This is a genomic window from Streptomyces sp. NBC_01433 (assembly GCF_026340105.1).
Classification (GTDB): Bacteria; Actinomycetota; Actinomycetes; order Streptomycetales; family Streptomycetaceae; genus Streptomyces.
Map to the genome: position 1 here is coordinate 375,373 of NZ_JAPEPM010000002.1, position 23,360 is coordinate 398,732.

Consider the following 23,360-nt stretch of genomic DNA (forward strand, 5'->3'; position numbering starts at 1 on the left):
GTCGCGTGTCCACACCGTTGGGTGCGGTTCGGTTCGGTTCGGTTCGGTTCGGTTCGGCCACGGTGCGGACCCGTCCTATCCGCGTTCGCGGAGGTAGACCTCCAGTGCGGCGCCCCCGGTCAGCATCGCGCGCCCGCGGGCGGACAGCCGGCCGCGCCAGTCACGCAGGGCGGCCTCCAGCGGCTCCAGCCCGCCCGCCGCCCGCACCTGGGCGAGCAGCGGAGCGATCTGCTCCAGCAGGTGGCCGCCCCGCCTGAGCTGATGGGCCAGCCGGGCGTCCCGCACGTCGGCCTCGTCGTAGACGCGGTATCCGGTGCGTGGGTCGCGGTGCGGGAGCACCAGTCCTGCGCGCTCCCATGTGCGCAGGGTCGCGGGCCGGATTCCGAGCTTCGCTGCCAGTGGCCCGATGAACGTGCCGCCGGGTCCGGACACCACGTCGGGCCCCGCGTCGGGCCCCGAGGCGTCGATGGGCCCCAGGTCGCGGAGGGCGCTCTCCACAGCCTGGAGCGTGCGCCGGTCCTCAAGGAGTTGGGCGTGACTCTCGTCGATGAGCCGGAATGCCTCATCGGGCACTGCCTCGTTCACCGCCCGCATGATCGACGTCGACCGCTGGTGGCCGTGGCCGGGCACCAGGGCGAGGAACGCGTCCAAGGCCCGCGCGTGCAGCGGGGTATAGGTGCGGTAGCCGTGGGGTGTGCGCCCGGCGGCCGGAAGGATGCCGGCCTCCTCGTAGTTCCTGACGGCCTGCGTGGACAGACCGTGTCCGCGCGCCAGGTCGATCGGCCGGAGCCGCTCACCGCTTTGAAGGTTTCGCCCCATGATCCTGCCGATATCGCGAGAAAGTCTCCACCGAAGGTTCAACGATACCGTTGAAGGCATGGCTACTGACATCAAGGACACCGTCCATGCCGTCGAGGCTGCCGCCGTCATGAGGCTGCTCCCGGCCCGGCCCCGGCTGCTCGCCCTGGGCGAGCCCACCCACGGCGAGGACACTCTGCTCGACCTGCGCAACGAGCTTTTCCGGCAGCTTGTCGAACAGGAGGGCTACGGGACGATCGCGATCGAGAGCGACTGCATGATGGGCCTGGTCGTGGACGACTACGTCACCTCGGGCACGGGCACCCTGGACGAGGTCATGGCGCACGGCTTCAGCCACGGCTGGGGCGCCTCCGCGGCCAACCGCGAGCTCGTGCGCTGGATGCGCGCCCACAACGACGGCCGGCCCGTGTCCGAGCGGCTCCGCTTCGCCGGTTTCGACGGCCCGCTGGAGATTGCGGGCGCCGCCAGCCCCCGGCAGGCCCTCACCGCGCTCCACGGCTACCTCGCGGCCCACGTGGACGAGGGTCTGCTCCCCTCCACCGCGCAAACGCTCGACCGGCTGCTCGGCACCGACGACCGGTGGACCGATCCCGCCGCGATGACGGACCCGTCCCAGTCCGTGGGGCAATCGGCCGAGGCGAGTCGACTGCGGCTGCTCGCCGACGATCTGGTGGCGCTGCTCGACACGCAGACGCCGCACCTGATCACGGCGACGCCGCGGGACCACTGGGACCGGGCACGCCTGTTCGGGCGCACCGCCACCGGACTGCTGCGCTACCACTACTGGATGGCCGACACCTCACCGGCCCGCATGACCCGGCTGGTGGGCCTGCGGGACCGGATGATGGCCCACAACATCCTCGCCATCGCCGAACGGAGCCCGGCACTCATCCACGCCCACAACGGCCATCTCCAGCGGGAGAAGAGCTCGATGACGATGGGCGGGATACCGCTGGAGTGGTGGAGTGCCGGTGCGCTGGTGAGCGCCCGGCTCGGCAAGGAGTACGCCTTCGTGGCCACGGCCCTCGGCACGATCCGGCATCAGGGAGTGGACACGCCGCCACCGGGCACCGTCGAAGGACTCCTGTACGCGCTCCCGGAGGACCGCTACCTCGTCGACGCCCCCCGGCTGGCCGCCGCCCTCGGCGACACACTGCCCGCGCCGCGCGTATCCCCCTGGTTCGGCTACGCCCCGCTTGACCCGGCCCAGTTGGCGGACAGCGACGGGGTCGTGTTCGTCAAGGACGTCCCCCAGAGCTGAGGCCTGTACCGGCACACGGGCGGCACTGGGACAGGGCCGCGGCACAGCACGCTGACCAGCATGGACACTAAGCACGAGGTCCGGGACGTCTGTAGGGCGTCCCGGACGGACGTTCCCCGTTCCGCACCGCCTCCTCCTGTCCCGGCATCGATGGGGCCGAGAGCGGACTTGCCGTTTCCGGCCGCGAGGCAGCGGAAGCGCTCAGCCCGGCGGGCCCGCTCACTCTCGACTCACCGTCAACGGTCCACTCCCCCGGGCAGCACGGTCGGGGCGGCGCATGTCAGCATGATCCGCCTGGTCCGGTGCACCGGACCAGCCCCGACCGAGGAGAAAAATGAACCGAAGACCGCTCTGGGCGACGGCTGCCGCCGCTGTTGTCCTGACGATGCTGGGAGCACCATCGGCTCAGGCGGAGGGCCGCGGAGACATCCGGATCACCAAGACTGTCGTCGACAACGGAACGAACGTCATCGTGGGCGTCTCGAAGCCTGTGACATTTCCGATCAAGATGACGGTCAAGGACAACTCCGGCGTCAAGCGCGTCGACTACGTGAGCACGTTCAGCACGCACAACCGCAGTGGCCCCGTGGAGTGGGTCGGCACGACCTGCGTGAAGAAGTCGAAGACCACGTCCGACTGCACGGCGACGATGCGCGTCAACCCGCTGGAGATGCCGTACATCAGCGATGAGGATCCGAACAGGATCGCAGGCGAGTGGCAGGTCAACGCGACTGTCGAGGCCAATGACAAGGATTACTGGATCTCCGACCGCATCGCGCTGTACCACTTCAAGCGTGCGGCGACCCTGACGACGAACGCGGCCCCGGAGCCCGTCACGAAGGGGAAGAAGCTCACGGTCAAGGGGAAGCTCTCCCGGGCCAGTTGGAAAGACCTCAAGTACCACGGCTACAGCGGGCAGAACGTCACGTTGCAGTTCCGCAAGGCGGGCTCGGCCTCGTACAAGAGCGTGAAAACGGTGAAGACCAGCGGTTCCGGCAACCTCAGCACCACCGTGACGGCGTCCGCGGCGGGCACGTGGCGCTGGCATTTCGCCGGCACCGGCACCACCATGAAGGTCACTTCGGCCGGCGACAGCGTCAAGATCAGCTGATCGCGTCCCGGTCCGAGGACCCCTGATGGACATGTGCGCCGCACCAGTGGCAGGGCACCTCCCACCGGTGCGGCGCACGGGTGTCCCGAGGGCATCGCGGCAGGCCCGGCGTGGAGCACCAGCGGGTGCGGGGCCGGCAGGTCGACAACGGCCAGACCTCCAGGGCCTCCGTACGTCTGGATCGCGACTGCCTTCACTTCCGTCTCCCGTGGTCCCGGCCGCTCAAGCGCGGTCCTGCTCCATCGCAGTGGGGCGGCCCGCAATGCCCACCACCGATCGCCGCTGACGACGGGGTCGCGGACCGCCGGGCACGGGACCGTCGGGGCAGGCCATCACCGGGTCTGGGTGCCGAGCGGGATCATGGGGAGCTGATGGTGGGGGCGGGCGGGGTCCAGCGCCGGGTACGTGGAACGGTTCCGGAGACGCCGTACTCCTTCTTGAGCTGCTCGGGGATGGTGTAGCGCATGACCCGGCCGCGGGTGAGCGAGGACAGTTCGAGGACCGTGGTGAGGTGGCCGAGGCGGTCCAGGGCCCAGGCACCGAGGGGTGAGCTGTCCTCGATGGTCTCCAGGACGCCGAGCAGGGGCGGCACGGCCTTGACGGCGGTGTCCCAGGCGGTGCGCGGCACGTCCAGCCAGTCGGCGCACGTGTCACCGATCAGGTAGCGGATCAGGGCGGCGACGATCGGGTCGAAGAGGGTGCCCGGGGCCACCTCCTCGTACAGCTCGATGAGGCGTCGGGTGAGGTGGGCGCCTTCCTCCGACGGGCCCATATAGCGGGTCATGTACAGGTCGAAGAACTGACGGGCGGACTCCAGGTCCGTGGGCGCATGGGCCTGGTCGACACCGAGCATCGCGCCGACGACACGCCACGCGTAGAAGTACGCCTCGGCTCCCTCGACGCTCATGTGGATGTTGAGGCGGTGCAGGGAGTCCAGGACGAGCAGGGAGAACATCATCTGCCCGCCGATCATGTCCTCCTGGCAGATCGGCCTGCCGAGGCTCTCCGCGTTCCAGTCGCCTTCTCTCGTGAGGTGGTGGCGGATGGAAGCGTGCAGCAGACGGACCTTCTGGACGGCGGGGATGAAGCGGCTGCCGGCGGACGTGTGCGGGGGAGATCAGTGCCGACGGTCGGTCGCGGTGCGGGACAGGTCGACCAGCGCCCGCACGACGTGCGTGGGAAGGCCGATGCCGTTCAGAGCACGGATGGCTTGCTCGACTCGGGCGCTGATCAGGTTCTCGATACGGGCAGGCGCTCCCAGGCGGCTCATCACGTCGCGTACCTCGTCCAGTTCTTTCGCTCCCAGGGCGCGCCGTCCCAGCACGCTGCGCAGTTGCTCGCGCTCGGCCGGGCCGGCGACCCGCCAGGTCTCGGCGAGCAGCACGGTCGGCCTGCGGGAGCGGAGGTCATCGAGATTGGCCTTACCCGTACGGGCCAGTACGCCGAAGAGGCCCAACAGGTCGTCGCGCAGCTGAAACGCCTCCCCCAGCGGCAGGCCGTAGGCGGAGAACGCCTCTCGCAGCCGCGAACCGGCACCGGCCAGCGCACCGCCGATGAGCAGGGGCTGTTCGACGGTGTACTTGGCCGTCTTGTACCGGATCACCTTCAGTGAGGCGTCCGTGTCCGGGGCGGTGCCGGTGCGCAGGATCTCCAGGCACTCCCCGGCGACAAGATCCCGGGCCAGGTCCGCCCACAGCGGACGTGCCCGCGTCACATGGGCCGCGGGCAGCCCACCCGTGACGAACATGTGCCCGGCCAGGGTGACCAGCAGGTCTCCGACGAGCATCGCCAAGTCCCTGGCAACCGTCCGGGAACGCGGACGGCCGTGCCGCACGCGGCGCAGCGCGACATGCGCCGTGGGCAGGCCGTGCCGGACGGGGCTGTTGTCGATGATGTCGTCGTGCACGACCGCGGCGGCGTGCACCAGTTCCATGGACGCCGCCGTCCGTACCAGGGCGTCGCTGTCCGGCTGCCCGACCGCACGCCACCCCCAGTAGCAGAACGCCGCGCGCAGCCGCTTCCCGTGGGCCACGAACTGCTCCAGCGCACGGTCGATACGGGCCTTGAGAGCGTCGGACTCGTACCGGTCAGGCATCGCCGCGAGCGGCCTGTCGATCGGTCACATGCCGGGCAAGCACTTCCAGGTGGGCAGGTGGTACGCCGAGATGCCGGTCCAGTGCCAGGCGCCCGCGCGCCACCAGATCGTCCTTCGCGTCACCGACCAGTTCGGCGGCGTCCGAGCGCAGCAGCAGCCCACGCGCGGCACTGATCACCGAACCGAGAGTGCTCGCGGCCACATCCGCCAGCCCCGCCACCACCAACACCGCACGCTCTTCGCGCACGGCTCGGCGCCCCGTCCCTCGCGTCAACGCGACTCCCCTTTCTGTCGGTTCCGACAGCGATCAGGCCACCAGGTCGTCCAGTGCGACGGTGACGTGGCGGGCCAGTTCCTGGATCTGGGCATCGGTGTACCAGGCCCGGCTGTAGGTCAGGGCGACGGCGAGGCGGCCTTTGTAGCGGCTGACGACCGCGAAGATCATCGGTACGTGGCCCAGCGGTGCCAGGCGCACGTCGCGGATCCGGAGACCGCCGGGCAGGCTCGGTTCGGTGATGATGCCCACGTTGGTGATGACCAGGCTGGGTGGGTGCTGGTCGAGCATGTACGCGAAGGCGGCCAGTTCCATCGCCGCGGCGCCCGTGTCCAGATCGGCGCGCAGCCGGGCGGCAAGGTCGTGCCCGACCTCGACCGGGCGGGACCGGTCGGTGACCTGGAGCCGGATGGACGTGGTGGTGGCGGCCGACTGAAGAACCTGGTCGGGCGGTGGCGGGTCGAGTCTGCGGCGCATGTCCACGGCCGTGGTGCACAGCATCCGTACGGGACCGTCCGGAACGGGACACAGGGAGCGCGGGCTGGTCAGCAGGATGCCGGAGACAAGGGCGTCGAGGGTGAGCGAGGCGTCGCGGGCGCGCTGGACCAGCGTCCCGCACCGGTCCGCGTCGGCTTCCACGCCGATGATGCCGAAGCTCGTATCGGGGCCGGGACCGCCGTCGCGGGAGGCGAGGGCGGGCAGCGGGGAGGGCGGCGCCCCGGAGTCCAGCCGCGCGCGTTCCGCGACGAATTCACTCAGCTGTTCCGAAGTGAAGCGGGAAGCGGGCATGTCGTCCAGGGCCGGGCCCAGCACCGGCCGGACGGGCTCGGTGGAAACCGGCCGGTGCGTGGCCAGTGCGGTGTAGAGGTCCCACAGCCGTTGATGGACGGCCGGATAGCTCATCCCGTCGGCGAACGCCCGAGGCAGCGTCATCACTACGCGGGTGCGGTGAGGCTCACGCAGCAGCGTGAGTCGCAGCAGCGGGCCCTTGTCCCGGGCAAGGGGGTGTTGATCTCCTGATCGAGATCAACACCGTTGTTCAGTAAGGGTCCTGGGGCAGTCTCGTCGATCCGGACGACCTGCTCGCCCTCCGCTCTCCGGATGATGCCGCCGGCCAGCAACGGGTAGCAGAACCGAAGGCGAGCCAGCGCCTCTGCCAGGATCTCCTCGTCCAGGTCGCCCTCGACCTCGCTGTGGAGCACGACCCGGACACCGGCCTCGGCGACAGCCGCCTCGTGCGGTGCGAGCAAACGCTCCACCATGGACTCCTCCCCAGCCTGACGCGCAGTGGCACCACCACCCACGAGGCCGCCTGCCCGATTACGGCCCTCGATAGTGCTGCCCACTCACCGGCCCACATCGACAGGCTCACCGAAGCACTCGACGGCGCCCTCCCGGCACGCGACTGCGCCCCCGCTCCCCCGCAGTCGCCAACGCGCTGTGCAGGACCAACGCACCGTGCAGCACCAACGCACCGTGCGATACCCGCGCCCCGTGTCGATCGCTTGTCAATCGCTCCTTCATAGAGCCGAAGCCGCCTTGACCGGTTCCGCACGCGTCGGCGACACGGCGGCCCGCGTGATGTTCCGTGCCATGCCGCCGAAGACGATGGCGTGGAACGGGGAGACGCTCCACCAGTAGGCATGGCCCAGCAGCCCCCGGGGATGGAACAGCGCCCGCTGCCGGTACCGGACACCGCCTGTACCGTTCGGCTCCGCGTAGAGCTCCAGCCAGGCCAGGCCCGGCAGTCGCATCTCGGCGCGCAGCCGGAGCAGATGCCCCCGCTCGATCTCCTCGACCCGCCAGAAGTCCAGCGAGTCACCCACTCTGAGCCGCGTGGCGTCCCGGCGGCCCCGCCGCAGTCCGACGCCGCCCACGGCACGATCGAGCCAGCCGCGGACGGCCCAGGCCAGGGGGAAGGAGTACCAGCCGTTGTCACCCCCGATGCCCTCGATGGCGCTCCACAGCGCCTCGGGCGGCGCGTCCACCTCAACCTTCCGCTCATCGACGTAGAGACTGCCGCCCGCCCAGTCCGGATCGGTGGGCAACGGGTCGCTCGGCACGCCGGGTACCGAGGCCGACGACCATCGTGTGGTCACGTTCGCCTCGCGCACCCTCTGGAGCGCGAGCGTGAGCGCCCGTTCGAAGGTGAACGGCTGCCCCGGGCCGTCGGGAACGTATCGCCGGATGTCGTGTTCGGCGCACACCACCTCGTACTTCAACGACTCCGCGAGCGGTCGCGCGATCGAGCGGGGCACCGGGGTGACCAGTCCGATCCAGTGGCTGGACAGGCGCGGCGTCAGCATCGGGACGGGCAGGATCAGCCGCTGCCGCAGCCGGGCGATCGCCGCGTACTCCTCCATCATCTCCCGGTACGTGACGACGTCGGGACCACCGATGTCGAAGGTGCGGTTCACCTCGGCGGGCATACCGACGCTGCCCACCAGGTACCGCAGCACGTCCCGGACGGCGATCGGCTGGATCCTGGTCGACACCCAGCTCGGGGTGACCATGACCGGCAGGCGTTCCGTGAGGTAGCGCAGCATCTCGAAGGAGGCCGAGCCCGAACCGATGATCACGGCCGCGCGCAGCACCGTGGTCGGAACCCCGGACCGCAGGAGGATGCCGCCGACCTCCGCGCGCGAGCGCAGATGCGGTGACAGCTCCTCCTCCGGTACGTCCGCAGGCGTGAGGCCACCGAGATAGATGATGCGGGACACCCCCGCGGCGCGGGCCTGCTCGGCGAAGTTCCGGGCCGCCTCACGGTCCGTGGCCTCGAAATCGCGCCCGCTGCCGAGCGTGTGGACCAGGTAGTAGGCGACATCCACGCCGTGCATGGCGGCCCGGAGGGAATCCGGGTCCAGGACATCGCCCCGGACGACCTCGGCCCGGCCCGCCCACGGGTGGTCGCGCAGCTTCTCAGGGGTACGCGCGAGGCATCGCACGCGGTGGCCGGCGTCGAGCAGCTCGGGAACCAGCCGCCCGCCGATGTAGCCGGTAGCCCCGGTCACCAGGCAGTGGAGCCCCGCTGCGGCGTCTTCCTGATCCATGGCGCCCTCCGTATCCTGTCGATCGCCGCCCCTTCCACCGTGCCCGTACACGGCTCATTCCGCTTCCCGGCGCGCGTCGCAGTTCCCGGTACCGGTAAGTCCCGCTGTGGGTGCCGGGGCAGATTTGTGTGGCGACGGGCGCGCCCAGGGACGTGAGCCGCGCGCTGAGCATCCGTGTCTCCTCGCCGCGGACGGCCTCGGTGATGGAGACGACATCGGCAAGGGCGAGCGCGACCCATCTCTCCGTGCCCGGGATGCGCGGATCGGGTTCCTCACCGTCGAGCGGGCCGGGTCACCGTCGCCGGAGGCCAGGTAGACAGGTGTGTGACTCAGCCCCTCGGCGCGGCGGTAGGGATCCCAGCCGAGCCAGGTCTCCCAGCGCTTCGAGGGGTCTCCGAAGACCGTGTAACCATCCACGCCAAGGAATCTCGCTCCGGAGAGCCACATTTCCGGGTGCCGTACCGGGTGCACGGGAGCCCCGAAAGCGGCGACGGCGCCGAACAGTCCCGGTAGCCGGGCCGCGAAACCCGGGGCGGCGTCGGTCCCGGCCGCGCTCGCGAGCAGGGTCCGGCGTGAGTGTGTGTTCTTCATAGGTGAGTCTTCGACCGCACACCACCACGCCATGAGGCTGACATCGCACGGTCGCCGACGGGCGGAGTCGCGGCGCCTTCCACCCGGCCGTGCGCCTTCGGCCCGGGTCGTCGGTCCCGGTCCCGGCTGCGGCTGCGGCTGCGGCTGCCATGACAGGCGCGATGACGAGTGCCACGGCAACCGCAGGGGTCCCCGGGGTCCCCGAAAGCCTCACCGCGTCATCAGCGCACCTCCGTTGACGTGCAGCACCTGACCGGTGATGTGCCGGGCGGCCGGGGACGCGAGGAAGTCGACCGGGCCGACGATGTCGGACGGTGTGCCGGGGCGACCCGTGGCCGTGCCGGCGATCAGTTGGTCGCGGCGTTCGGAGGAGAGGTGGTCGCGGAAGAACTCCGTGTCGGCGATGTAACCGGGCGCCACCACATTGGCCGTGATGTCACGCGGACCGAGCTGTCCGGCGAGGTCGAGATTCCACGTGGCCAGGCCCGCCTTGGATGCTCCGTAGGAGCCCGCGCCCTGGTCCGCGGCGATCGAGCCGATGTGCACGACCGCGCCGCCGGGTGCGAGGCGGCCCTCCAGCGCCTTGGTGGTCAGGGCCGCGCTGACGAGGTTGGCGTCGAGGTTGGCGCGGAAGTCGCGGGCGTACGACGCGAGGTCGTCGGCACCGTCGGCGTCGAAGTCCGTGTTGCCGCCCGCGTTGTTGACGAGTACGTCGATCCGGTCGGGGAGCTCGGACAGCAGTGCGGTGAGTGCCTCGGGCCGGGTGTGGTCACAGACCAGCCCACGGGCGCCGACAGCCGCGGCGGTCTCCTTGAGCGGGCCGGGCCGGCGGCCGGTGATGATCACGGCGTCGCCGCGCTCGGCGAAGTGACGGGCAAGGGCCTGGCCGATGCCGGTGGATCCGCCGGTGATCAGGATGGTGCGTGCCATATGCTGAGCTCCGTATCGCGTTCATGTAGGTCTAAATTTAGATCTAAACGTACCACCTGGGAGTAACACGGTGACGAGAGATCCCCTCACCCCGCCGCCGGGCGAGCCGGACGCCGGTGCTGCGGACGCCGGTGCTGCGGCCGGTGCCGCTTCGTCCGGCCCCGGTGAACAGTCCACGCCGGTCGACGGCGCCTTCCACTCGGCCGAGGACATCGCGGCCGCCTGGGAGCGCGAACGTCCGGGCACCCCCGTCTCCTCGATCGGGATCGTCACGCCGATCTGGCAGCTGGCCAAGCTCTTCGGCGACGACCGGCGCCGGGTGCTGGCCCGAGCCGGGGTGGACACGGCCACCCTCGACCTGCTCAGCGTGCTGCGCCGCAGCGGCGAGCCGTACACCCTGAGCACCCGCGAACTCGCGCAGCACTCCCTGGTCACGGCGGGCGCGATCTCGCAGCGGGTGGCGCGCGCGGAACGCGAGGGGCTCGTCGCCCGTCGGCCCGCCCAGGGGCGCCCGCGAACCGTACTGGTCACGCTGACCCCGGCAGGTCACGAGCTGGTCGAGGCCACCGTCGACCAAGTCCTGCGCGGCGAGGCCGACCTGATCACCGCTCTGACACCCCAGCAACAGCGTCAGTTGAACGAACTGCTGCGCGTACTCCTCCAGGACGTACAGCAGAGGCTCGGCGACGAGCGGATCACGCAGGTGGGCGAGCAGCGGTAGCACGGTAGTGCCGGGCAGGCCGTCCTCGTAGCTCTACGGTGCCGAGCAGTTCTACGGCGCCACGCAGCTCCATGGCGCCACATAGTTCTACGGCGCCATAGAGCTGAGTGGCCGATCACCGCCGGGCCCCTGGACGCCGCCCGTCCACAGCGACGGCATGCCGGTCACCCTCGATACCTCACGGGAGCCGAGGTGCGTCTCCGGGGTGTGCGCTGCGCCTCTTCGTACCGCCAGGGCCCGAAATGGTGTGTACGGGACGGAGGTTCGGGCGTTTGGCCGTGCGCCCGTCGCCGGAGGAACGGCCGTGCAGGCGCCTGCCGATCCAGGGACCGAGGAAGGAGGCCGCCCATCGCAGCTCGCCCGCCGCATGCCGCCATCCGGCGGGTACAGGTGCGCTTGGTCCGGCCAGGGGGTGGGTCCAGGAGTCGTCGCTGCCCGGCAGGCCGAGTGCGTGCGCGACGGCGGCTGCGATCCGTTCGTGGCCGAGCGGACTGGCGTGCAGCCGGTCCGGGCTCCACAGCCGGGGGTCGGTGACCACGGGGTGGAGTGCGGTCTCGGCGACGGCGACACGGTGCCGCTGGGCCGCCTGCCGGATGCGGTGATTCAGGGCGTCGACGCGGGAGCCGATCGGGCGGGCGAGCGGGGTGATCCGGGCGATGTCGGGGAAGGTGACGGTCGCGACGCGGGCCCCTCGGGCGGTGAGCGCCTCGAACATCGCCTCCAGGTGACCGGCGACCTCGTCGGCGTCGAACCGGGGCCGCAGCAGATCGTTGACCCCGGCAACGACCGTGGCCAGGTCGGGGCGCAGCGCGAGAGCGGGCGCGAGCTGCTCCTCACGGACCTGCCCGGCCAGTCGACCGCGTACGGCCAGATTGGCGTACTGGACGCCGGGGTGGTGCAGCGCGAGCTGCTCGGCGAGCCGGTCGGCACATCCCCGCAGTCCCACGGTGTCGTCGCCGTCTCCGAGCCCCTCGGTCTGGCTGTCGCCCAGCGCGACGAAGCGCAGATGGTCATCGCTGAGCACGGGTCGCCCGCCTCTCCCGCAGGAGCGCCGCCGTACGCCTGCACCAGTCCAGGTTGCCCCGCTCGAAGTCCAGGCCACGGCAGCAGGTCAGATAGGGACCGATGCGTTCGCCGTGGCGCAGGAACTCCTCCTCGTCGCGATCACCGCGCATCTTCCGCAGCTGCGCCTCGAACAGTCCGATCTTGGCCGCGGCGAAGGAGGCCCGTTCGGTGAGCTGCGCGACGAGCGCCTCGGTGTCGAGATGGTCCGCGGCCTGGACCATGACGAGCAGGTCGTCACGGATGAAGGAGGGCTTGGTGGGCGTCTCCGCGAACTGTTCCAGCTCGGCCAGCCCGGCGGCGGTGACACCGAACAGGCGCTTGTTGGGCCGAGTGTCCTGGACCACCTCACGGCCCACGACCAGCCCTTCCCTCTCCAGCTTGGTCAGCTCGGCGTACAGCTGTTGCGGCAGCGCGTGCCAGAAGTTCGCCACACCCATGTCGAACGCCTTGGCCAATTGATAACCGCTCAGCTCCACATCGATGAGCGCCGCCAGCACGGCGTGGCGCAAAGCCATCGGACCGCCTCCTTCTCGCCTCTGTCCACGAACACCGATTACATGATAATCAAGAATCTGACTAATCATATCCATGACTATCAAGGAGGAGCCATGGCCACAGCGGACCGTTTCCGTGCCGCCGTCGACAGCCGCGATCTGACAGCTCTGGACGACCTCTTCACCGAGGACGTCCGGCTCTACAGCCCGGTGAAGTTCACGCCGTTCGAGGGCAGGCCGATGGTGCTGGGGCTTTTCGGGGTCCTCCTGCGTACCTTCGAGGACTTCCGCTACGTCGGTCACTTCGACGGCACCGCCGAGACCAGCGCCGACGGCACCGAGGCCCCCTCGGCGGTCCTGCTCTTCCGCGCCACCGTGAACGGGAAGCAGATCCACGGCATCGACCTGCTGCATTTCGCCCCGGACGGACGGATCAAGGAGTTCACCGTGATGGTCCGCCCGCAGTCCGCGGTGCACGCCCTGGGCGAGGCGGTCCTCGCCGGTCTTGTCGCCGACGGTCTCGTACCGGCGCCGGCCGACCAGTAGCCGGCCAGGAATCCGAACAGACAGCACCCGGCGCAGAGACCAGCAGCCACCGCACCGCGCTCCCCCAAAAAAATATCCTGCCGTCGATGTTTCGTTCACCTACGCTCCGAAGCATGGACCATGGCGTGAGAGACCCCGCCCGGCTCGGGCAGACCCGGCTTCCCGACGGCCGGCGGCTGGCATGGGCGGAGTGGGGCCCGCAGGACGGCTGGGCGGTGCTGCTGTGTCCGGGCGCGGCAACCACCCGGTGGCTCGGCTTCGGCGGCAGCCTGGTCGAGGACGCCGGAATCCGCCTCGTCTCCGTCGACCGGCCCGGACTCGGCGCCTCGGACGCGTATCCCGGCCGAACGCTGGCCAGTTGGACCGCGGACATTCAGCACTTCATCCGATCCCGGGAACTGGGTGATCCGGCCGTCGTGGGGTTCTCCCAGGGGGCACCGTTCGCCCTCGCCCTGGCGGCGGCCGGTGCCGTGAGCGCCGCCGCCATCGTGTCCGGCAGCGACGAACTGGCCGGTCCCCGTTTCACCGATGCGCCTCACCCGCACGTCAGGGCGATGGTGGACGCCGTGGCCTCCGACCCGGACAGCGCCGCCGTGTCCTTCGCCGACTTCGGCAGCGCGGACGCGTTGTGGGACCTGATCATGGCGACATCCTGCGAGATCGACCGCACTGTGTACGCCGACCCGGTTCTCCGGTCCGCGTTCCGCCACGCGATGGGGGAGGCCTTCGCCCAGGGAACGGACGGGTACGCCCGCGACACCGTCCTGGCGATGGGCCGTTGGCCGTTCGACCCCGCCCGCATCACTGTTCCGGTCGACCTCTGGTACGGGCGGCACGACACCAGCCCGTCCCACTCACCCGATCACGGCGCTTCCCTCTCCCGCCTCATCCCCACCGCGCGACGCCACGTGCTGCCCGACGCGGCGGGCTCCCTGCTGTGGACACACACCGACGCGGTCCTCCGTTCCCTGCTCGCCCACCGGGATGCGCGCTGAGAAGGTGCCGGGCGGATGCTCGCGGGATATCGCCTCACCGCCCGGGGAGCAGTCGGGCCCCGGAGCCGGGCAGCTTGCTCCACCAGTGGTCGTAGCGGCGGTAGACCGCCGGTTCGCGGTCGGCGAGGAAGGCCGTCAGCGACTGTGCCTCGGCGGCGATCTCCTCCCAGACCTCGTCCGGCAGGTCGTGGAAGGCGGTCACCTCGACGCCTCCCCCGGCCGTGCGCCACACCCCTGCGACGTACCCGTCGACCAGCAGGGTCGGCAGCACGTCTCCGTTTCTGCGGATGACGAGCCCTCGGTACCGCGGTGGGATGACCCGGCCGCGGTCGGAGTAGGCAAGCAGCGCGCTGTCCCACATCGCCATCAGCCGCGGCGGTGCGGGCGCGTCCCCGTCCGGACGCGGCGCGCCCGGCGTGTCGAACAGTTCCTCGCCGTCCGGTCCTTCCAGCCGCTCGATGCCGCCGTCACCGGCGAGTGCGCCCAATGCTGTCCTGGCCCGGGTCCGCTGAACCAGCGCGAACTGCGCCACGTCCGCCACCGACGCGGGCCCGAACCCCTGGAGGTAGCGCAGGACCAGCGTCCGCAGGGACGCGGCTGACACCTCGGGGTTGTCCTGCTCCGGGCGGGCCGGAGGCGCGATGCAGGACGGACGGCTGCCGAACGACCACGGTGGGGTGGTGGGGGCGTGCAGCAGAGGCGCGTACTGCCGCAGCCCCCACCACGCTCCGGGCCTCGGCGGCCCGCTCAGCCGTTGGGTGAGCCACGACTCGAATTCCGCAGCCGTCCGGGGCCGGTCGGCGAACGCCAGCAGTTCCGGGACCAGCATGTCGGCGTCCTCGGCGGTCAGCCCCGATGCCGTGAAGCGGTCACCCAGCCTGGCGGCACGCACCGACGGCTGCACGGCCTGGCGGAAGGCCCGGAAATCGTCGGCGTGGACAGCGTGCAGCGTGATCCGCATCAGGATCGACTTGACGACCGTACGGTCATCGAATGCGGCATCGAGCTCTGCCGGGTCGAAGCCCACCAGCCGGTTCCACAGCGCCAGATAGGGCGAGGCCGCCTGTTGCGCCTGGAGCGCCACCACGCGCCGTATCCCCTCGGTGGCGCCGAGCGCTTCCCGCCGCAGCAGCAACTGCCGGGCGAGTGTGGAGCGGTTGAGCTCGCGCGCCGTGATTCTCATGCGGTGACCGCCTCGTTCCCCTGCGTTGACCACGACCATGACCACGCTCGCGGCTTTCCCGACCGTGCGCCCCAAGGGCTGTCCCGCTGTGCACCCCAAGGGCTGTCCCGACGGGACAGCCATGGCCCCGGACGTGCGGGGCCATGGCGGTTCCACGGGACGCCACCGGACTCAGGCCGGCCGGACGAGTCGCCCGTCGGCCGGCTCCAGCAGTCTGTCCCGATGGTGTTCCCGGAGCGCACGGTCATGGGTGACCATCACGACCGGCCCGGTGAAGTGTTCCACCGCCTCCTGAAGCTGCTCGACCAGGGCCAGACTCAGGTGGTTGCCGGGTTCGTCGAGCAGGAGCAGATGCGGGCGCCGCGCGAACAGCATCGCGAGTTCGAGGCGCCGCAGTTGCCCCACGGACAGCCGGTTCACCGGAACGTCGAAGTCCGCGGACCCGAACAGGCCGAACCTGGTCAGTTCGGCCGCGGCGTCGTCGATATAGGCCGCGCGATGCGCGGCGAAGGTGTCCAGCAGGCCGCGCCGCTCGTGCGCGAAATGACTGTCCTGCGGCAGGTAACCGATGCGCAGCCCCGGTCGGCGTACGACCACCCCGGCATCGGGGGCCCTGCGCCCGGCCAGGACGGACAGGAGCGTGGACTTGCCGGAGCCGTTCGGTCCGGTGATGACGTACAGCGAACCGGGTGAGAGTTCCAGGTCCACACCACGTACGACGTCGCCGACGACCAGTCCCTCGGCCCTGATCAGCACGCCGTCGGGCAGCTCCGCGTTCTCGGGCGGCGTGAAGGCGAGCGGCTCCGGTGGCCGGAGGACCTCCTCGTCCAGCAGCCGCCCCAGTTGTTGCCGGGCCGCGCGGGTCGCGCGGGCGACGGCGGCCTCGGCAGCGCTCCCGGCGGCGTTGTAGGCCAGCTTGTCGCCGTCCCGGATCCCACTGAAGGTGCGGCCGGATCTGCCGGCCCTGTCGAGCCGGCGGCGGGCTTCGGCCAGTTCCTGGCGCCAGTCGCGGTACCGCTGCCACCAGTGCGCCTGCGCCGCGGCACGCTCGTCGAGGTAGTCGCGGTACCCGCCGCCGTACCGCACGGTGGAGCCGGCGGGGCCGTCCAGATCGACGATGGCGGTGACGGCGGTGTCGAGCAGCACCCGGTCGTGCGACGCGATGAGGCACGGCCCCCGGTACTGGGCCAGCCACTGGACGAGCCAGTCCACCGCGCGGTCGTCGAGGTGGTTGGTCGGCTCGTCCAGCAACAGCCCGGCGGGTTCGGTGAGGACCAGGGCGGCGAGCGCCAGACGGGACCGCTCCCCGCCCGACAGCGTCTGTGTGGGACGTTGCCGGTCCGGACGGCCGAGACCGAAGACGTCCAGCACCTCACCGACGCGGGCGTCGAGTTCCCAGCCGCCACGTCGTTCGAACTCGTCCTGTAGCCGGCCGTACTCGGCGAGCACCTCGCCCGGGTCGTCGTTGCCGGATGCCATCAGCTCCTCGGCGGCGCGCATCCGTTCGGACAGTTCCCCGAACTCGGCGGTCGCCCGCGCGAGCACGTCCTCGATGGTCGCGCCGGCCGGAAAGCCCGGCTCCTGCGGCAGGAACCCCACCTGGCCCGCGACCGCGCGCACGACCTGACCGCGCCGCAGCGGCAGTTCACCGGCGAGGGCACGCAACAGCGTCGACTTGCCCCGGCCGTTCTCACCGATCAGCCCCACCCGCTCGCCCCGGGACACCTTCAGCGAGACGTCGCGCAGCACCAGCCGGTCCCCGAGCACGCAGTGAACGTTCTCGGCGAGGAGGTGCGCGGAGCGATGGTCGCCGGACAGCACGTCCTGCCGCACCGCTGTGGTCCCTGTGTGTCTCAGTCATCTTCAGGGGCTCCCCCGTCCACTTGCGGGGGCTGCCCCCGCCGTCCCCGCCCATGTGCGGCCGCCTCACCACGGGTTCAGCCCGCCTCCGTCGCTTCGAGCATTCCCCGGACCTCCTCCGCGTTGGTCTCCCGCAACTCCTCCCCGACGAGCAGCCAGCGGGTGATGCCGACCGATTCGAGGAAGGGCAGATCGTGGCCCGCGATCAGGAGCGCGCCTTCGTAGGATTCGAGCGCGCTCGTCAGCTGCCGCACGCTGGCCAGGTCGAGGTTGTTGGTCGGTTCGTCCATCATGACCAGTTGGGGTGCCGGTGCGGCGAGCATCGTCGCCGCGAGTGCGGCCCGGAAGCGCTCCCCACCCGAGAGGGTGCCCGCCCACTGCTCGGCGCGCGCCCCCTTGAACAGGAACCGTGCGAGCTGGGATCGGATGTGGTTGTCGCTGACCCCTGGCGCCAGACGCGCCACGTTCGCCACGACGCTCAGCCCCTCGTCCAGCACATCCAGACGCTGCGGAAGGAACCGCCACGGTACGAACGTCCTGGCCTCGCCCTCCAGGGGCGCGAGCTCCCCGGTGAGGGTGCGCAGCAGCGTGGTCTTCCCGGCCCCGTTGCGCCCGACCAGCGCGATGCGCTCGGGCCCGTGCACATGGAGTTCGCCGTCGCGCAGCTTGCCGAACCGCGGGCGCAGCTGGTGCAAGGTCAGAACGGTTCGGCCGGCGGGCACGGCCGTACGGGGAAGGCTCACCCTGATCTCGGCATCGTCGTGGATCGCGTCCGCGGCCTCCTCGCGCCGCTCGCGCGCCTCATTGAGCCGTTCCTCGTGTACGCCTCGGAGCTTGCCGGCCGACTCCTGCGCGGCCCGCTTTCGCGCACCGGCGAGGATCTTCGGCAGCCGCCGCTCGGCTTCCACCTTCCTGCCGTGCCGCTCGCGACGGGCCAACTTGATGTGGGACTCCTCCAGCTCGCGCTTCTGTCGCCGTACGTCGGCATCGGCGGCCCGCAGCATGCGTTCGGCCGCTTCCTGCTGGGTGGCCAGCGCCTCTTGGTAGGCGGACCAGCCACCTCCGTACCAGCTCACCGATCCGGTTCGCAGCTCGGCGATACGGTCCACGCGTTCCAGCAGTTCACGGTCGTGGCTGACCACGATCAGTACCCCGGAACGCCAGGAGTCGACCGCGTCGTAGAGCCGGCGGCGGGCGACCAGGTCGAGGTTGTTGGTCGGTTCGTCGAGCAGGAGTACGTCGGGGCGCTCCAGCAGCAGCGCGGCCAGGCACAGCAGAACGGTCTCCCCGCCGGACATCTCGCCCACGGTGCGGTCCAGTTCGACGTCGTCGAGCCCCAGTGAGTACAGGGTCGCCCGAGCCCGCTCTTCGACGTCCCAGTCTTCGCCGATCGTCGCGAAGTGTTTCTCGTCCACGTCTCCGGCCTCGATGGCGCTCAGCGCGGCCCGCCGCTCGGCGATGCCCAGAGCCTGATCGACGCTCAGTGTCGTGTCCAAGGTGATGTTCTGCGGCAGGTAGGCGAGGCTGCCGCCGACCGTCACCGATCCCCGGGAGGGGACCAGCCGTCCGGCCAGCAGGCGCAGCAGGGTGGATTTGCCTGTGCCGTTGGTGCCGACCAGGCCGGTTCGTCCCCGGCCGATGGTGAGAGAAAGCCCGTCGAAGAGGCGTGTGCCGTCCGGCCAGTTGAAGGACAGGCCCGAGCAGGTCACAGAGGCACTGGGCAGGGTGGGGTTGGCCATGAAGGTCCTCGCAGTCGCAAGCGCGGTGAACAGGGGGGCTTCGTATGCGAGCACCACACGGCGACCAGACCGAGAAGAACAAAGGGGGTGCGGCCTTCCGAAGGGTGAAGGACGGCTCATGCACCGAGGTCGCATCCACGCGGGGTCACGGGCGGCAGGAACGCCGGAAAAGCGTGACAGGTGTACGGACTGTGCCGTACCGCGTGATGATCGCGAACCTCAGATGCGCAACGTCCACCTCTATCGGAGACAATGGGACACGAGCACTATACCTCAGCTGCTCACGGCAGTGCCTTTTCCAGTCGGATGCCAGGCGGTTCGGCGTCGAGACCGCAGGCGCGCGGGGCCGGATCAACCGGGGCCCGCCGGACAGCGAACGTGGCCAGTACGCAGGCGATTCCCGTCAGGACGAAGGCGTAGACCGGGGTGGCCCCCGTGGGATGGGTCTCGTAGACGAGCGCCGCCGACAGCACGGTCAGCACCCTGACGGTGCGGCCGTGCGCCTGCGTGGCTGCGATCACCGCCATGCCCCACAGCAGGTACCAGGGCTGCACCATGGGCGAAAGGGCGACCAGGGCCAGCAGCGCCAGGCCCAGGGCGCGCACCGGGGCCATACGGCCATTCACCGCCCGCCAGGCCAGGAGGGCGATCAGTACAAGTGCCGCCCCCAGGCCCAGGGTCTGAACGGCGCTCTTGACCGGTTCGGGATCGGTGCCGAGAAGCAGGCGCAGCGATTCACCGAGCAGCAGGCCCAGGTCACTGGTGGCCGACAGCGCCGTGTGAATGGAGCCCGCGACGCTCTGGGTCCCGAGCCAGCCGAAGCCCGTGCCGGCGACCACCGTCGCCCCCGCGGCAACGGTCCCCGCGACGAGACCGGGCGCCAGCAGCGCCTTGGCCGCCCTGCGTACGAGAGGGCCGGTCGCCGCCCTGTACATGATCACGCCGATGAACAGCAGCGCGACCGCCGCCGGGGACTTCACCATCATGGCGAGGCCGATGAGCACGCTCCCGGCGATCCACTTGCCACGGGTGGCGAGCACCATTCCCGCCAGCATGAGGCCGATCATCAGACCGTCGTTGTGCATTCCGCCGACGACGTGCATGAGCAGCAGCGGGTTGAGCGCGGCGAGCCACAGGGCACCGCTCTCGCTCCTGCCGTGCTCGCGCGCGAGGTGCCGCACGGCCCACACGATCAGGACCAGCGCGGCCAGGGCGATGAGCCGCATCCCCAGCACGGCGGGAACGATCGTCCCGCCCGTGAGCTGGACCACCGCTCGCGCGAGGACCAGGAAGACGGGGCCGTACGGAGCGGGTGTGTCCGTCCAGTGACCGCCGACGCTCGCGGCGGCGTCGCCCCCGAGCCCGCCGGGGTCGAGAACCGACGGTCCCACGCTGTAGACGTCGTGTCCTTCGAGGACCATCGCGCCCTGGGAGATGTAGCTGTACACATCGGCGCTGTAGAGCGGCGGTGCCAGTACGAGCGGGGCCGCCCACCACACGAGGGTGATGAGCGTGGCGCGGACTGACGCCCCGCTCCTGCCGTACCCCCACCAGGCGATGACGAGGAGCGTCAGCCCGATGTACGCGAGAACGGCGGCTGCCACACTCACCCCGGGCCCGTGGGGGACCCAGAGTCCCCATGGGTCGCGGGCCGGCAGACTTCCGGCGGCCCAGCCACCCACGGCGGCCGCGGCGGAACCGGCCACTCCGAGCCGACGGTACCCTTCAGCGCTCAATGCCCACATGAGGCGCCAACCTACCGAACGGGGGCGCGGGCGGATCACCACACCCCAGCTCAGGGGCGATGGCAGACTCCGTGAGCACTCCGCGCGAAACCTGTTGGCCGGGTGCGGCCGGGGATGCCAGGCTGATCGGCACCCGAAGGGGCGTAGCTCAGAGGCCAGAGCGCCGGTCTCCAAAACCGGATGCCGCAGGTTCGACTCCTGCCGCCCTTGCCCATGGTGCGGCTGTGCCGTCACGACCCGGCTCGTGCGCGTGCTGTGCTCGTGCTCCGCCAAGAGACCGAGTGCGGCCGGGAGGCGGACCGGAGCGCCGGGAAGGGAGAGCCGGCCGAAGGGCCGGGGCGCGGCCGGAACGCCGCCCGTGTTCCGATCCTCACGCCGGACCCGCGCGAGCGCATCCGGAACAGCGGGGCGTCATCCGTCGGTGCGACGCGCGGGTGCGGAGCGCAAGCCCTGCCTACCGCACGTCGCCCCGCCAGTCCCACCGGTCCGGATCGCTCGGCCGGGGCCCGTACTCCGCGCGCCCACCGGGCCCGTAGGCCCCGATCTCCGTGATGAGTCCCGCACCCTCGCGCAGCGCGGCGGCGCTCCAGCCCGTGACGTCCAGGAGCAGCCCGTCCAGCGGGCCGCCCACCAGTTCGCGGTAATCGTGGCCGGTCTTCGGGCCGGGGTGGGGGTCGTCGTGGTCCGTGCCGTAGACCCGGCGCTGCCTCATGAGCTCGTCCATGCGGGCAGCATCCCACCGGGCACTGACAACGGCACGGTGCGTCGGGCCATCCGGCACCCGGACCGTGCTCCGGATCGGTCCGGTGTGCGGTACCTCTTCCGGCTCCGGAGTCGCCGCACACCGGCACCCGAAATATGATGCAGGGACTAACGCACCGCGGAGCGGCCCATGAACCGGCGTCGGACTTCCCGCTCAGCAAGCGCCGAGGACCTGCTCAATACGCTGCAGAGTCTCACCGCCCGCGCTCGGCAGGAAGTGGAACTGCACCAGGCCCGAGTGGAACTGGCGCAGGCCCTCCAGCGCGAGATGCTGCCGTCCTCCCTGCCGACGCTTCCCGGACTTGAGGCGGCGGCGGGTTACGCCCCCGCGCGTCATGGGCTGGACATCGGCGGCGACTGGTACGACGGTTTCCCGCTCCCCGACGGGGCTCTCGCCTTCGCCATCGGCGATGTGCAGGGTCACGATGTCGAGGCGGCGGCCTTCATGGGGCAGATACGGATAGCCATGCGCGCGATCGCGGCCACGACGTCCGATCCGGGTGAGGTCATGGGCCGTACCAACGATCTGCTGCTGTCCGTGGACTCCGGCCTCTTCGCCACGTGTACGTTTCTCCGGCTCGATCCTCTCACCTGGGAGCTGCACAGCGCGCGTGCCGGCCATGTGCCCTGCGTATGGGCGAGTGTGGATGGGGAGTCCGGCATCACCGAGGACCCCGGGGGGCTACCTCTCGGCATCCAGGCCGGGGAGGCGTATCCGGTCACCCGGCGCACGCTCGACAGCGCCGGTGCCCTCGTGCTGCTCACCGACGGCGTCGTCGAGGGGCCGTCGCTGCTGATCGAGGACGGTCTGGACAGGGTGCGGCGCCTCGTCGGCGCCCATGCCGGGGCGAGCGCCGAGGAACTGGCCGACGAGGTGCTGGGTGCGGCGGAGTCCACGGGCCATGAGGACGACGCGGCGGTACTCGTCCTGCGCCACGAGGCCACCGCACGCCGGACGCGGTGACTGCGGGACTGCGGGACTGCGGGACTGCGGGACTGCGGGACTGCGGGACTGCGGGACTGCGCCGAGCGTGTCACAGCCGCCTCCCGACCAGGTCGGTGTCTGATGATCCGTGTGATCCGCAGCGAGGAAGCCAGACGTCGGGCCGTGGCAGTCGCTCAGATTCTGGGCGTCGCCGCCGTCTACTACGGGTCGGGACGGCTCGGACTGCTCAGGGAAGTGGTGGTGCACGGTTCCGTCGTCACCCCGCTCTGGCCACCCACCGGCGTCGCGCTGGGCGCGCTACTCGCTCTGGGGACCAGGATCTGGCCGGGCATCGCGCTCGGCGCGCTCCTGACGATCACCGCGACCAGCGGCTCCTTCACGTGGTCCGGCCTCGGCATCGTGGCAGGCAATACGGTGGCCCCGCTGTGCGCGTACGTCATGCTGCGCAGGGCGGGCTTCCGGAACGAGCTCGCTCGTCTGCGGGACGGCATCGCGCTGGTCCTTCTCGGCGCGTTCGCGGGGATGCTCATCAGCGCGACGGTGGGCAGCGGAGTGCTGATGCTCACCGGCAAGCTCCCCGCCAGCAGCTTCTGGCTGGTCTGGTCGTCCTGGTGGGCGGGCGATGCCATGGGAGTGCTCGTGGTCACCCCGCTCCTGCTGGTCCTGCGCAAGGTACGGCTTCCGCGACGGAGCGACCGGTGGCTGGAGGCTTCGGTACTGATGGTCGTCACGCTCGTGGCCGGCCTGCTGGCGACGAGAAGCTCACTGTCCATGATCTATTTGGTCTTCCCGGTCCTCATCTGGGCGGCGCTCCGCTTTCAGCTGCCCGGCAGCGCACCCTGCGCGTTCCTGGTGTCCGTGCTCGCGATCGTCGCCGGAACCGACCGGGTGGGGCCGTTCGCGGATCACAGCCTCGTGGAGATCATGGTCAACCTGTCGCTCCTCAACGGCTGTGTGGCGCTCACCGCCCTGCTGCTGGCCGCGATCGTGGCCGAGCAGTCGAACATTCGCCGGAGGACGGAGCGTGCCGTGGAGGAGTTGCAGGCGTTGGTGGAGCAGTTCGCGCCGCTGCCGAGGCCACCGGCACGGCGCGCCACCGACGAAGGCCGGCCCGGCGGTCGGGACGGCGGACCGTCCTCCCGCTCCTGACGGCCCGGCCCCGGCCTGCCGCCG

At 70.7% G+C, this 23,360-nt stretch carries 21 protein-coding genes, 1 tRNA gene and 1 pseudogene; 8 read left to right on the forward strand and 15 right to left on the reverse strand.

Annotated features, from left to right (window positions below; genetic code table 11):
• Nucleotides 1-75: 75 nt before the first annotated feature.
• The gene (locus OG413_RS29395) at nucleotides 76-819 is read right to left on the reverse strand and encodes a TioE family transcriptional regulator (RefSeq protein WP_266810933.1); all 744 of its coding nucleotides are present in this window, start codon (nucleotides 817-819) and stop codon (nucleotides 76-78) included.
• Between the two features lie 58 nt (nucleotides 820-877).
• Between OG413_RS29395 and OG413_RS29400 the strand changes: the two genes are divergently transcribed.
• Together OG413_RS29400 and OG413_RS29405 are read left to right on the forward strand one after the other, a co-directional pair.
• The gene (locus OG413_RS29400; RefSeq protein WP_266810935.1) at nucleotides 878-2,080 is read left to right on the forward strand and encodes an erythromycin esterase family protein; all 1,203 of its coding nucleotides are present in this window, start codon (nucleotides 878-880) and stop codon (nucleotides 2,078-2,080) included.
• A gap of 334 nt (nucleotides 2,081-2,414) precedes the next feature.
• On the forward strand, nucleotides 2,415-3,191 hold the full coding sequence (locus tag OG413_RS29405; RefSeq protein ID WP_266810937.1) for a hypothetical protein: 777 nt from the start codon (nucleotides 2,415-2,417) through the stop codon (nucleotides 3,189-3,191).
• 358 nt (nucleotides 3,192-3,549) lie between these two features.
• On the opposite strand, the pseudogene OG413_RS29410 reads toward OG413_RS29405, so the two are convergent.
• The 7 genes and pseudogenes from OG413_RS29410 to OG413_RS29440 form a co-directional block, all read right to left on the reverse strand.
• Nucleotides 3,550-4,290, reverse strand: a pseudogene (locus OG413_RS29410) (oxygenase MpaB family protein); the annotation flags it as partial.
• A gap of 18 nt (nucleotides 4,291-4,308) precedes the next feature.
• The gene (locus tag OG413_RS29415; RefSeq protein ID WP_266810938.1) at nucleotides 4,309-5,286 is read right to left on the reverse strand and encodes a polyprenyl synthetase family protein; all 978 of its coding nucleotides are present in this window, start codon (nucleotides 5,284-5,286) and stop codon (nucleotides 4,309-4,311) included.
• Nucleotides 5,279-5,533, reverse strand: coding sequence for a polyprenyl synthetase (locus OG413_RS29420; protein WP_323137932.1), 255 nt, complete (start codon nucleotides 5,531-5,533; stop codon nucleotides 5,279-5,281). Before OG413_RS29420 ends, OG413_RS29415 begins: the two co-directional genes overlap by 8 nt.
• A 60-nt stretch (nucleotides 5,534-5,593) precedes the next feature.
• On the reverse strand, nucleotides 5,594-6,493 hold the full coding sequence (locus tag OG413_RS29425; protein WP_266810940.1) for a condensation protein: 900 nt from the start codon (nucleotides 6,491-6,493) through the stop codon (nucleotides 5,594-5,596).
• Nucleotides 6,494-6,495: 2 nt separating this feature from the next.
• Nucleotides 6,496-6,822 carry a hypothetical protein gene (locus tag OG413_RS29430; protein WP_266810942.1) on the reverse strand — a complete coding sequence of 109 codons (327 nt, stop codon included), beginning with the start codon at nucleotides 6,820-6,822 and terminating at the stop codon, nucleotides 6,496-6,498.
• Nucleotides 6,823-7,080: 258 nt separating this feature from the next.
• The gene (locus OG413_RS29435) at nucleotides 7,081-8,610 is read right to left on the reverse strand and encodes an SDR family oxidoreductase (RefSeq protein ID WP_266810944.1); all 1,530 of its coding nucleotides are present in this window, start codon (nucleotides 8,608-8,610) and stop codon (nucleotides 7,081-7,083) included.
• Between the two features lie 801 nt (nucleotides 8,611-9,411).
• Nucleotides 9,412-10,131, reverse strand: coding sequence for an SDR family NAD(P)-dependent oxidoreductase (locus OG413_RS29440; RefSeq protein ID WP_266810945.1), 720 nt, complete (start codon nucleotides 10,129-10,131; stop codon nucleotides 9,412-9,414).
• 211 nt (nucleotides 10,132-10,342) lie between these two features.
• Here OG413_RS29440 and OG413_RS29445 point away from each other — a divergent pair, with 211 nt between their 5' ends.
• The gene (locus OG413_RS29445) at nucleotides 10,343-10,852 is read left to right on the forward strand and encodes a MarR family winged helix-turn-helix transcriptional regulator (RefSeq protein ID WP_266813145.1); all 510 of its coding nucleotides are present in this window, start codon (nucleotides 10,343-10,345) and stop codon (nucleotides 10,850-10,852) included.
• Nucleotides 10,853-11,030: 178 nt separating this feature from the next.
• Here the strand turns inward: OG413_RS29445 and OG413_RS29450 are convergent, their stop codons facing one another.
• Nucleotides 11,031-11,876, reverse strand: coding sequence for an SGNH/GDSL hydrolase family protein (locus OG413_RS29450; protein WP_266810947.1), 846 nt, complete (start codon nucleotides 11,874-11,876; stop codon nucleotides 11,031-11,033).
• Nucleotides 11,863-12,432, reverse strand: coding sequence for a PadR family transcriptional regulator (locus OG413_RS29455; protein WP_266810948.1), 570 nt, complete (start codon nucleotides 12,430-12,432; stop codon nucleotides 11,863-11,865). Before OG413_RS29455 ends, OG413_RS29450 begins: the two co-directional genes overlap by 14 nt.
• Nucleotides 12,433-12,525: 93 nt before the next feature.
• On the opposite strand from OG413_RS29455, the gene OG413_RS29460 reads away from it, so the two are divergent.
• Both OG413_RS29460 and OG413_RS29465 read left to right on the forward strand, forming a co-directional pair.
• On the forward strand, nucleotides 12,526-12,957 hold the full coding sequence (locus OG413_RS29460) for a nuclear transport factor 2 family protein (RefSeq protein WP_266810949.1): 432 nt from the start codon (nucleotides 12,526-12,528) through the stop codon (nucleotides 12,955-12,957).
• A gap of 113 nt (nucleotides 12,958-13,070) precedes the next feature.
• Nucleotides 13,071-13,952, forward strand: a complete 882-nt coding sequence (locus OG413_RS29465; RefSeq protein ID WP_266810951.1) for an alpha/beta fold hydrolase — start codon at nucleotides 13,071-13,073, stop codon at nucleotides 13,950-13,952.
• A gap of 34 nt (nucleotides 13,953-13,986) precedes the next feature.
• On the opposite strand, the gene OG413_RS29470 is transcribed toward OG413_RS29465, so the two are convergent.
• From OG413_RS29470 to mptB, 4 genes are all read right to left on the reverse strand, one after another.
• Entirely contained in the window at nucleotides 13,987-15,135 is a 1,149-nt protein-coding gene (locus OG413_RS29470; protein ID WP_266810952.1) for a winged helix DNA-binding domain-containing protein, read from the reverse strand.
• A 171-nt stretch (nucleotides 15,136-15,306) separates the two neighbouring features.
• Nucleotides 15,307-16,968, reverse strand: a complete 1,662-nt coding sequence (locus OG413_RS29475; RefSeq protein ID WP_266810954.1) for an ABC-F family ATP-binding cassette domain-containing protein — start codon at nucleotides 16,966-16,968, stop codon at nucleotides 15,307-15,309.
• A gap of 104 nt (nucleotides 16,969-17,072) precedes the next feature.
• Nucleotides 17,073-18,734 carry an ABC-F family ATP-binding cassette domain-containing protein gene (locus OG413_RS29480; RefSeq protein WP_266810955.1) on the reverse strand — a complete coding sequence of 554 codons (1,662 nt, stop codon included), beginning with the start codon at nucleotides 18,732-18,734 and terminating at the stop codon, nucleotides 17,073-17,075.
• 281 nt (nucleotides 18,735-19,015) lie between these two features.
• Nucleotides 19,016-20,479, reverse strand: coding sequence for a polyprenol phosphomannose-dependent alpha 1,6 mannosyltransferase MptB (gene mptB, locus OG413_RS29485; RefSeq protein WP_266810956.1), 1,464 nt, complete (start codon nucleotides 20,477-20,479; stop codon nucleotides 19,016-19,018).
• Nucleotides 20,480-20,616: 137 nt separating this feature from the next.
• On the opposite strand from mptB, the gene OG413_RS29490 reads away from it, so the two are divergent.
• Nucleotides 20,617-20,689: transfer RNA gene (locus OG413_RS29490), tRNA-Trp, on the forward strand.
• Nucleotides 20,690-20,933: 244 nt separating this feature from the next.
• Here OG413_RS29490 and OG413_RS29495 read toward each other — a convergent pair.
• Nucleotides 20,934-21,203 carry a hypothetical protein gene (locus tag OG413_RS29495; protein ID WP_266810957.1) on the reverse strand — a complete coding sequence of 90 codons (270 nt, stop codon included), beginning with the start codon at nucleotides 21,201-21,203 and terminating at the stop codon, nucleotides 20,934-20,936.
• A 168-nt stretch (nucleotides 21,204-21,371) separates the two neighbouring features.
• On the opposite strand from OG413_RS29495, the gene OG413_RS29500 reads away from it, so the two are divergent.
• Nucleotides 21,372-22,205 carry a PP2C family protein-serine/threonine phosphatase gene (locus OG413_RS29500; protein ID WP_266810958.1) on the forward strand — a complete coding sequence of 278 codons (834 nt, stop codon included), beginning with the start codon at nucleotides 21,372-21,374 and terminating at the stop codon, nucleotides 22,203-22,205.
• 111 nt (nucleotides 22,206-22,316) lie between these two features.
• Nucleotides 22,317-23,336 carry an MASE1 domain-containing protein gene (locus tag OG413_RS29505; protein ID WP_266813147.1) on the forward strand — a complete coding sequence of 340 codons (1,020 nt, stop codon included), beginning with the start codon at nucleotides 22,317-22,319 and terminating at the stop codon, nucleotides 23,334-23,336.
• Nucleotides 23,337-23,360: the final 24 nt, after the last annotated feature.

Bases quoted from the DNA above. Each gene is read 5' to 3' on its own strand.
- OG413_RS29470 (WP_266810952.1), bottom strand. From the start codon at position 15,135: ATGAGAATCACGGCGCGCGAGCTCAACCGCTCCACACTCGCCCGGCAG.
- OG413_RS29415 (WP_266810938.1), bottom strand. From the start codon at position 5,286: ATGCCTGACCGGTACGAGTCCGACGCTCTCAAGGCCCGTATCGACCGT.
- OG413_RS29430 (WP_266810942.1), bottom strand. From the start codon at position 6,822: ATGGTGGAGCGTTTGCTCGCACCGCACGAGGCGGCTGTCGCCGAGGCC.
- OG413_RS29395 (WP_266810933.1), bottom strand. From the start codon at position 819: ATGGGGCGAAACCTTCAAAGCGGTGAGCGGCTCCGGCCGATCGACCTG.
- OG413_RS29465 (WP_266810951.1), top strand. From the start codon at position 13,071: ATGGACCATGGCGTGAGAGACCCCGCCCGGCTCGGGCAGACCCGGCTT.
- OG413_RS29460 (WP_266810949.1), top strand. From the start codon at position 12,526: ATGGCCACAGCGGACCGTTTCCGTGCCGCCGTCGACAGCCGCGATCTG.
- OG413_RS29495 (WP_266810957.1), bottom strand. From the start codon at position 21,203: ATGGACGAGCTCATGAGGCAGCGCCGGGTCTACGGCACGGACCACGAC.
- mptB (WP_266810956.1), bottom strand. From the start codon at position 20,479: ATGTGGGCATTGAGCGCTGAAGGGTACCGTCGGCTCGGAGTGGCCGGT.
- OG413_RS29440 (WP_266810945.1), bottom strand. From the start codon at position 10,131: ATGGCACGCACCATCCTGATCACCGGCGGATCCACCGGCATCGGCCAG.
- OG413_RS29500 (WP_266810958.1), top strand. From the start codon at position 21,372: ATGAACCGGCGTCGGACTTCCCGCTCAGCAAGCGCCGAGGACCTGCTC.
- OG413_RS29400 (WP_266810935.1), top strand. From the start codon at position 878: ATGGCTACTGACATCAAGGACACCGTCCATGCCGTCGAGGCTGCCGCC.
- OG413_RS29405 (WP_266810937.1), top strand. From the start codon at position 2,415: ATGAACCGAAGACCGCTCTGGGCGACGGCTGCCGCCGCTGTTGTCCTG.
- OG413_RS29425 (WP_266810940.1), bottom strand. From the start codon at position 6,493: ATGACGCTGCCTCGGGCGTTCGCCGACGGGATGAGCTATCCGGCCGTC.
- OG413_RS29435 (WP_266810944.1), bottom strand. From the start codon at position 8,610: ATGGATCAGGAAGACGCCGCAGCGGGGCTCCACTGCCTGGTGACCGGG.
- OG413_RS29480 (WP_266810955.1), bottom strand. From the start codon at position 18,734: ATGGCCAACCCCACCCTGCCCAGTGCCTCTGTGACCTGCTCGGGCCTG.
- OG413_RS29455 (WP_266810948.1), bottom strand. From the start codon at position 12,432: ATGGCTTTGCGCCACGCCGTGCTGGCGGCGCTCATCGATGTGGAGCTG.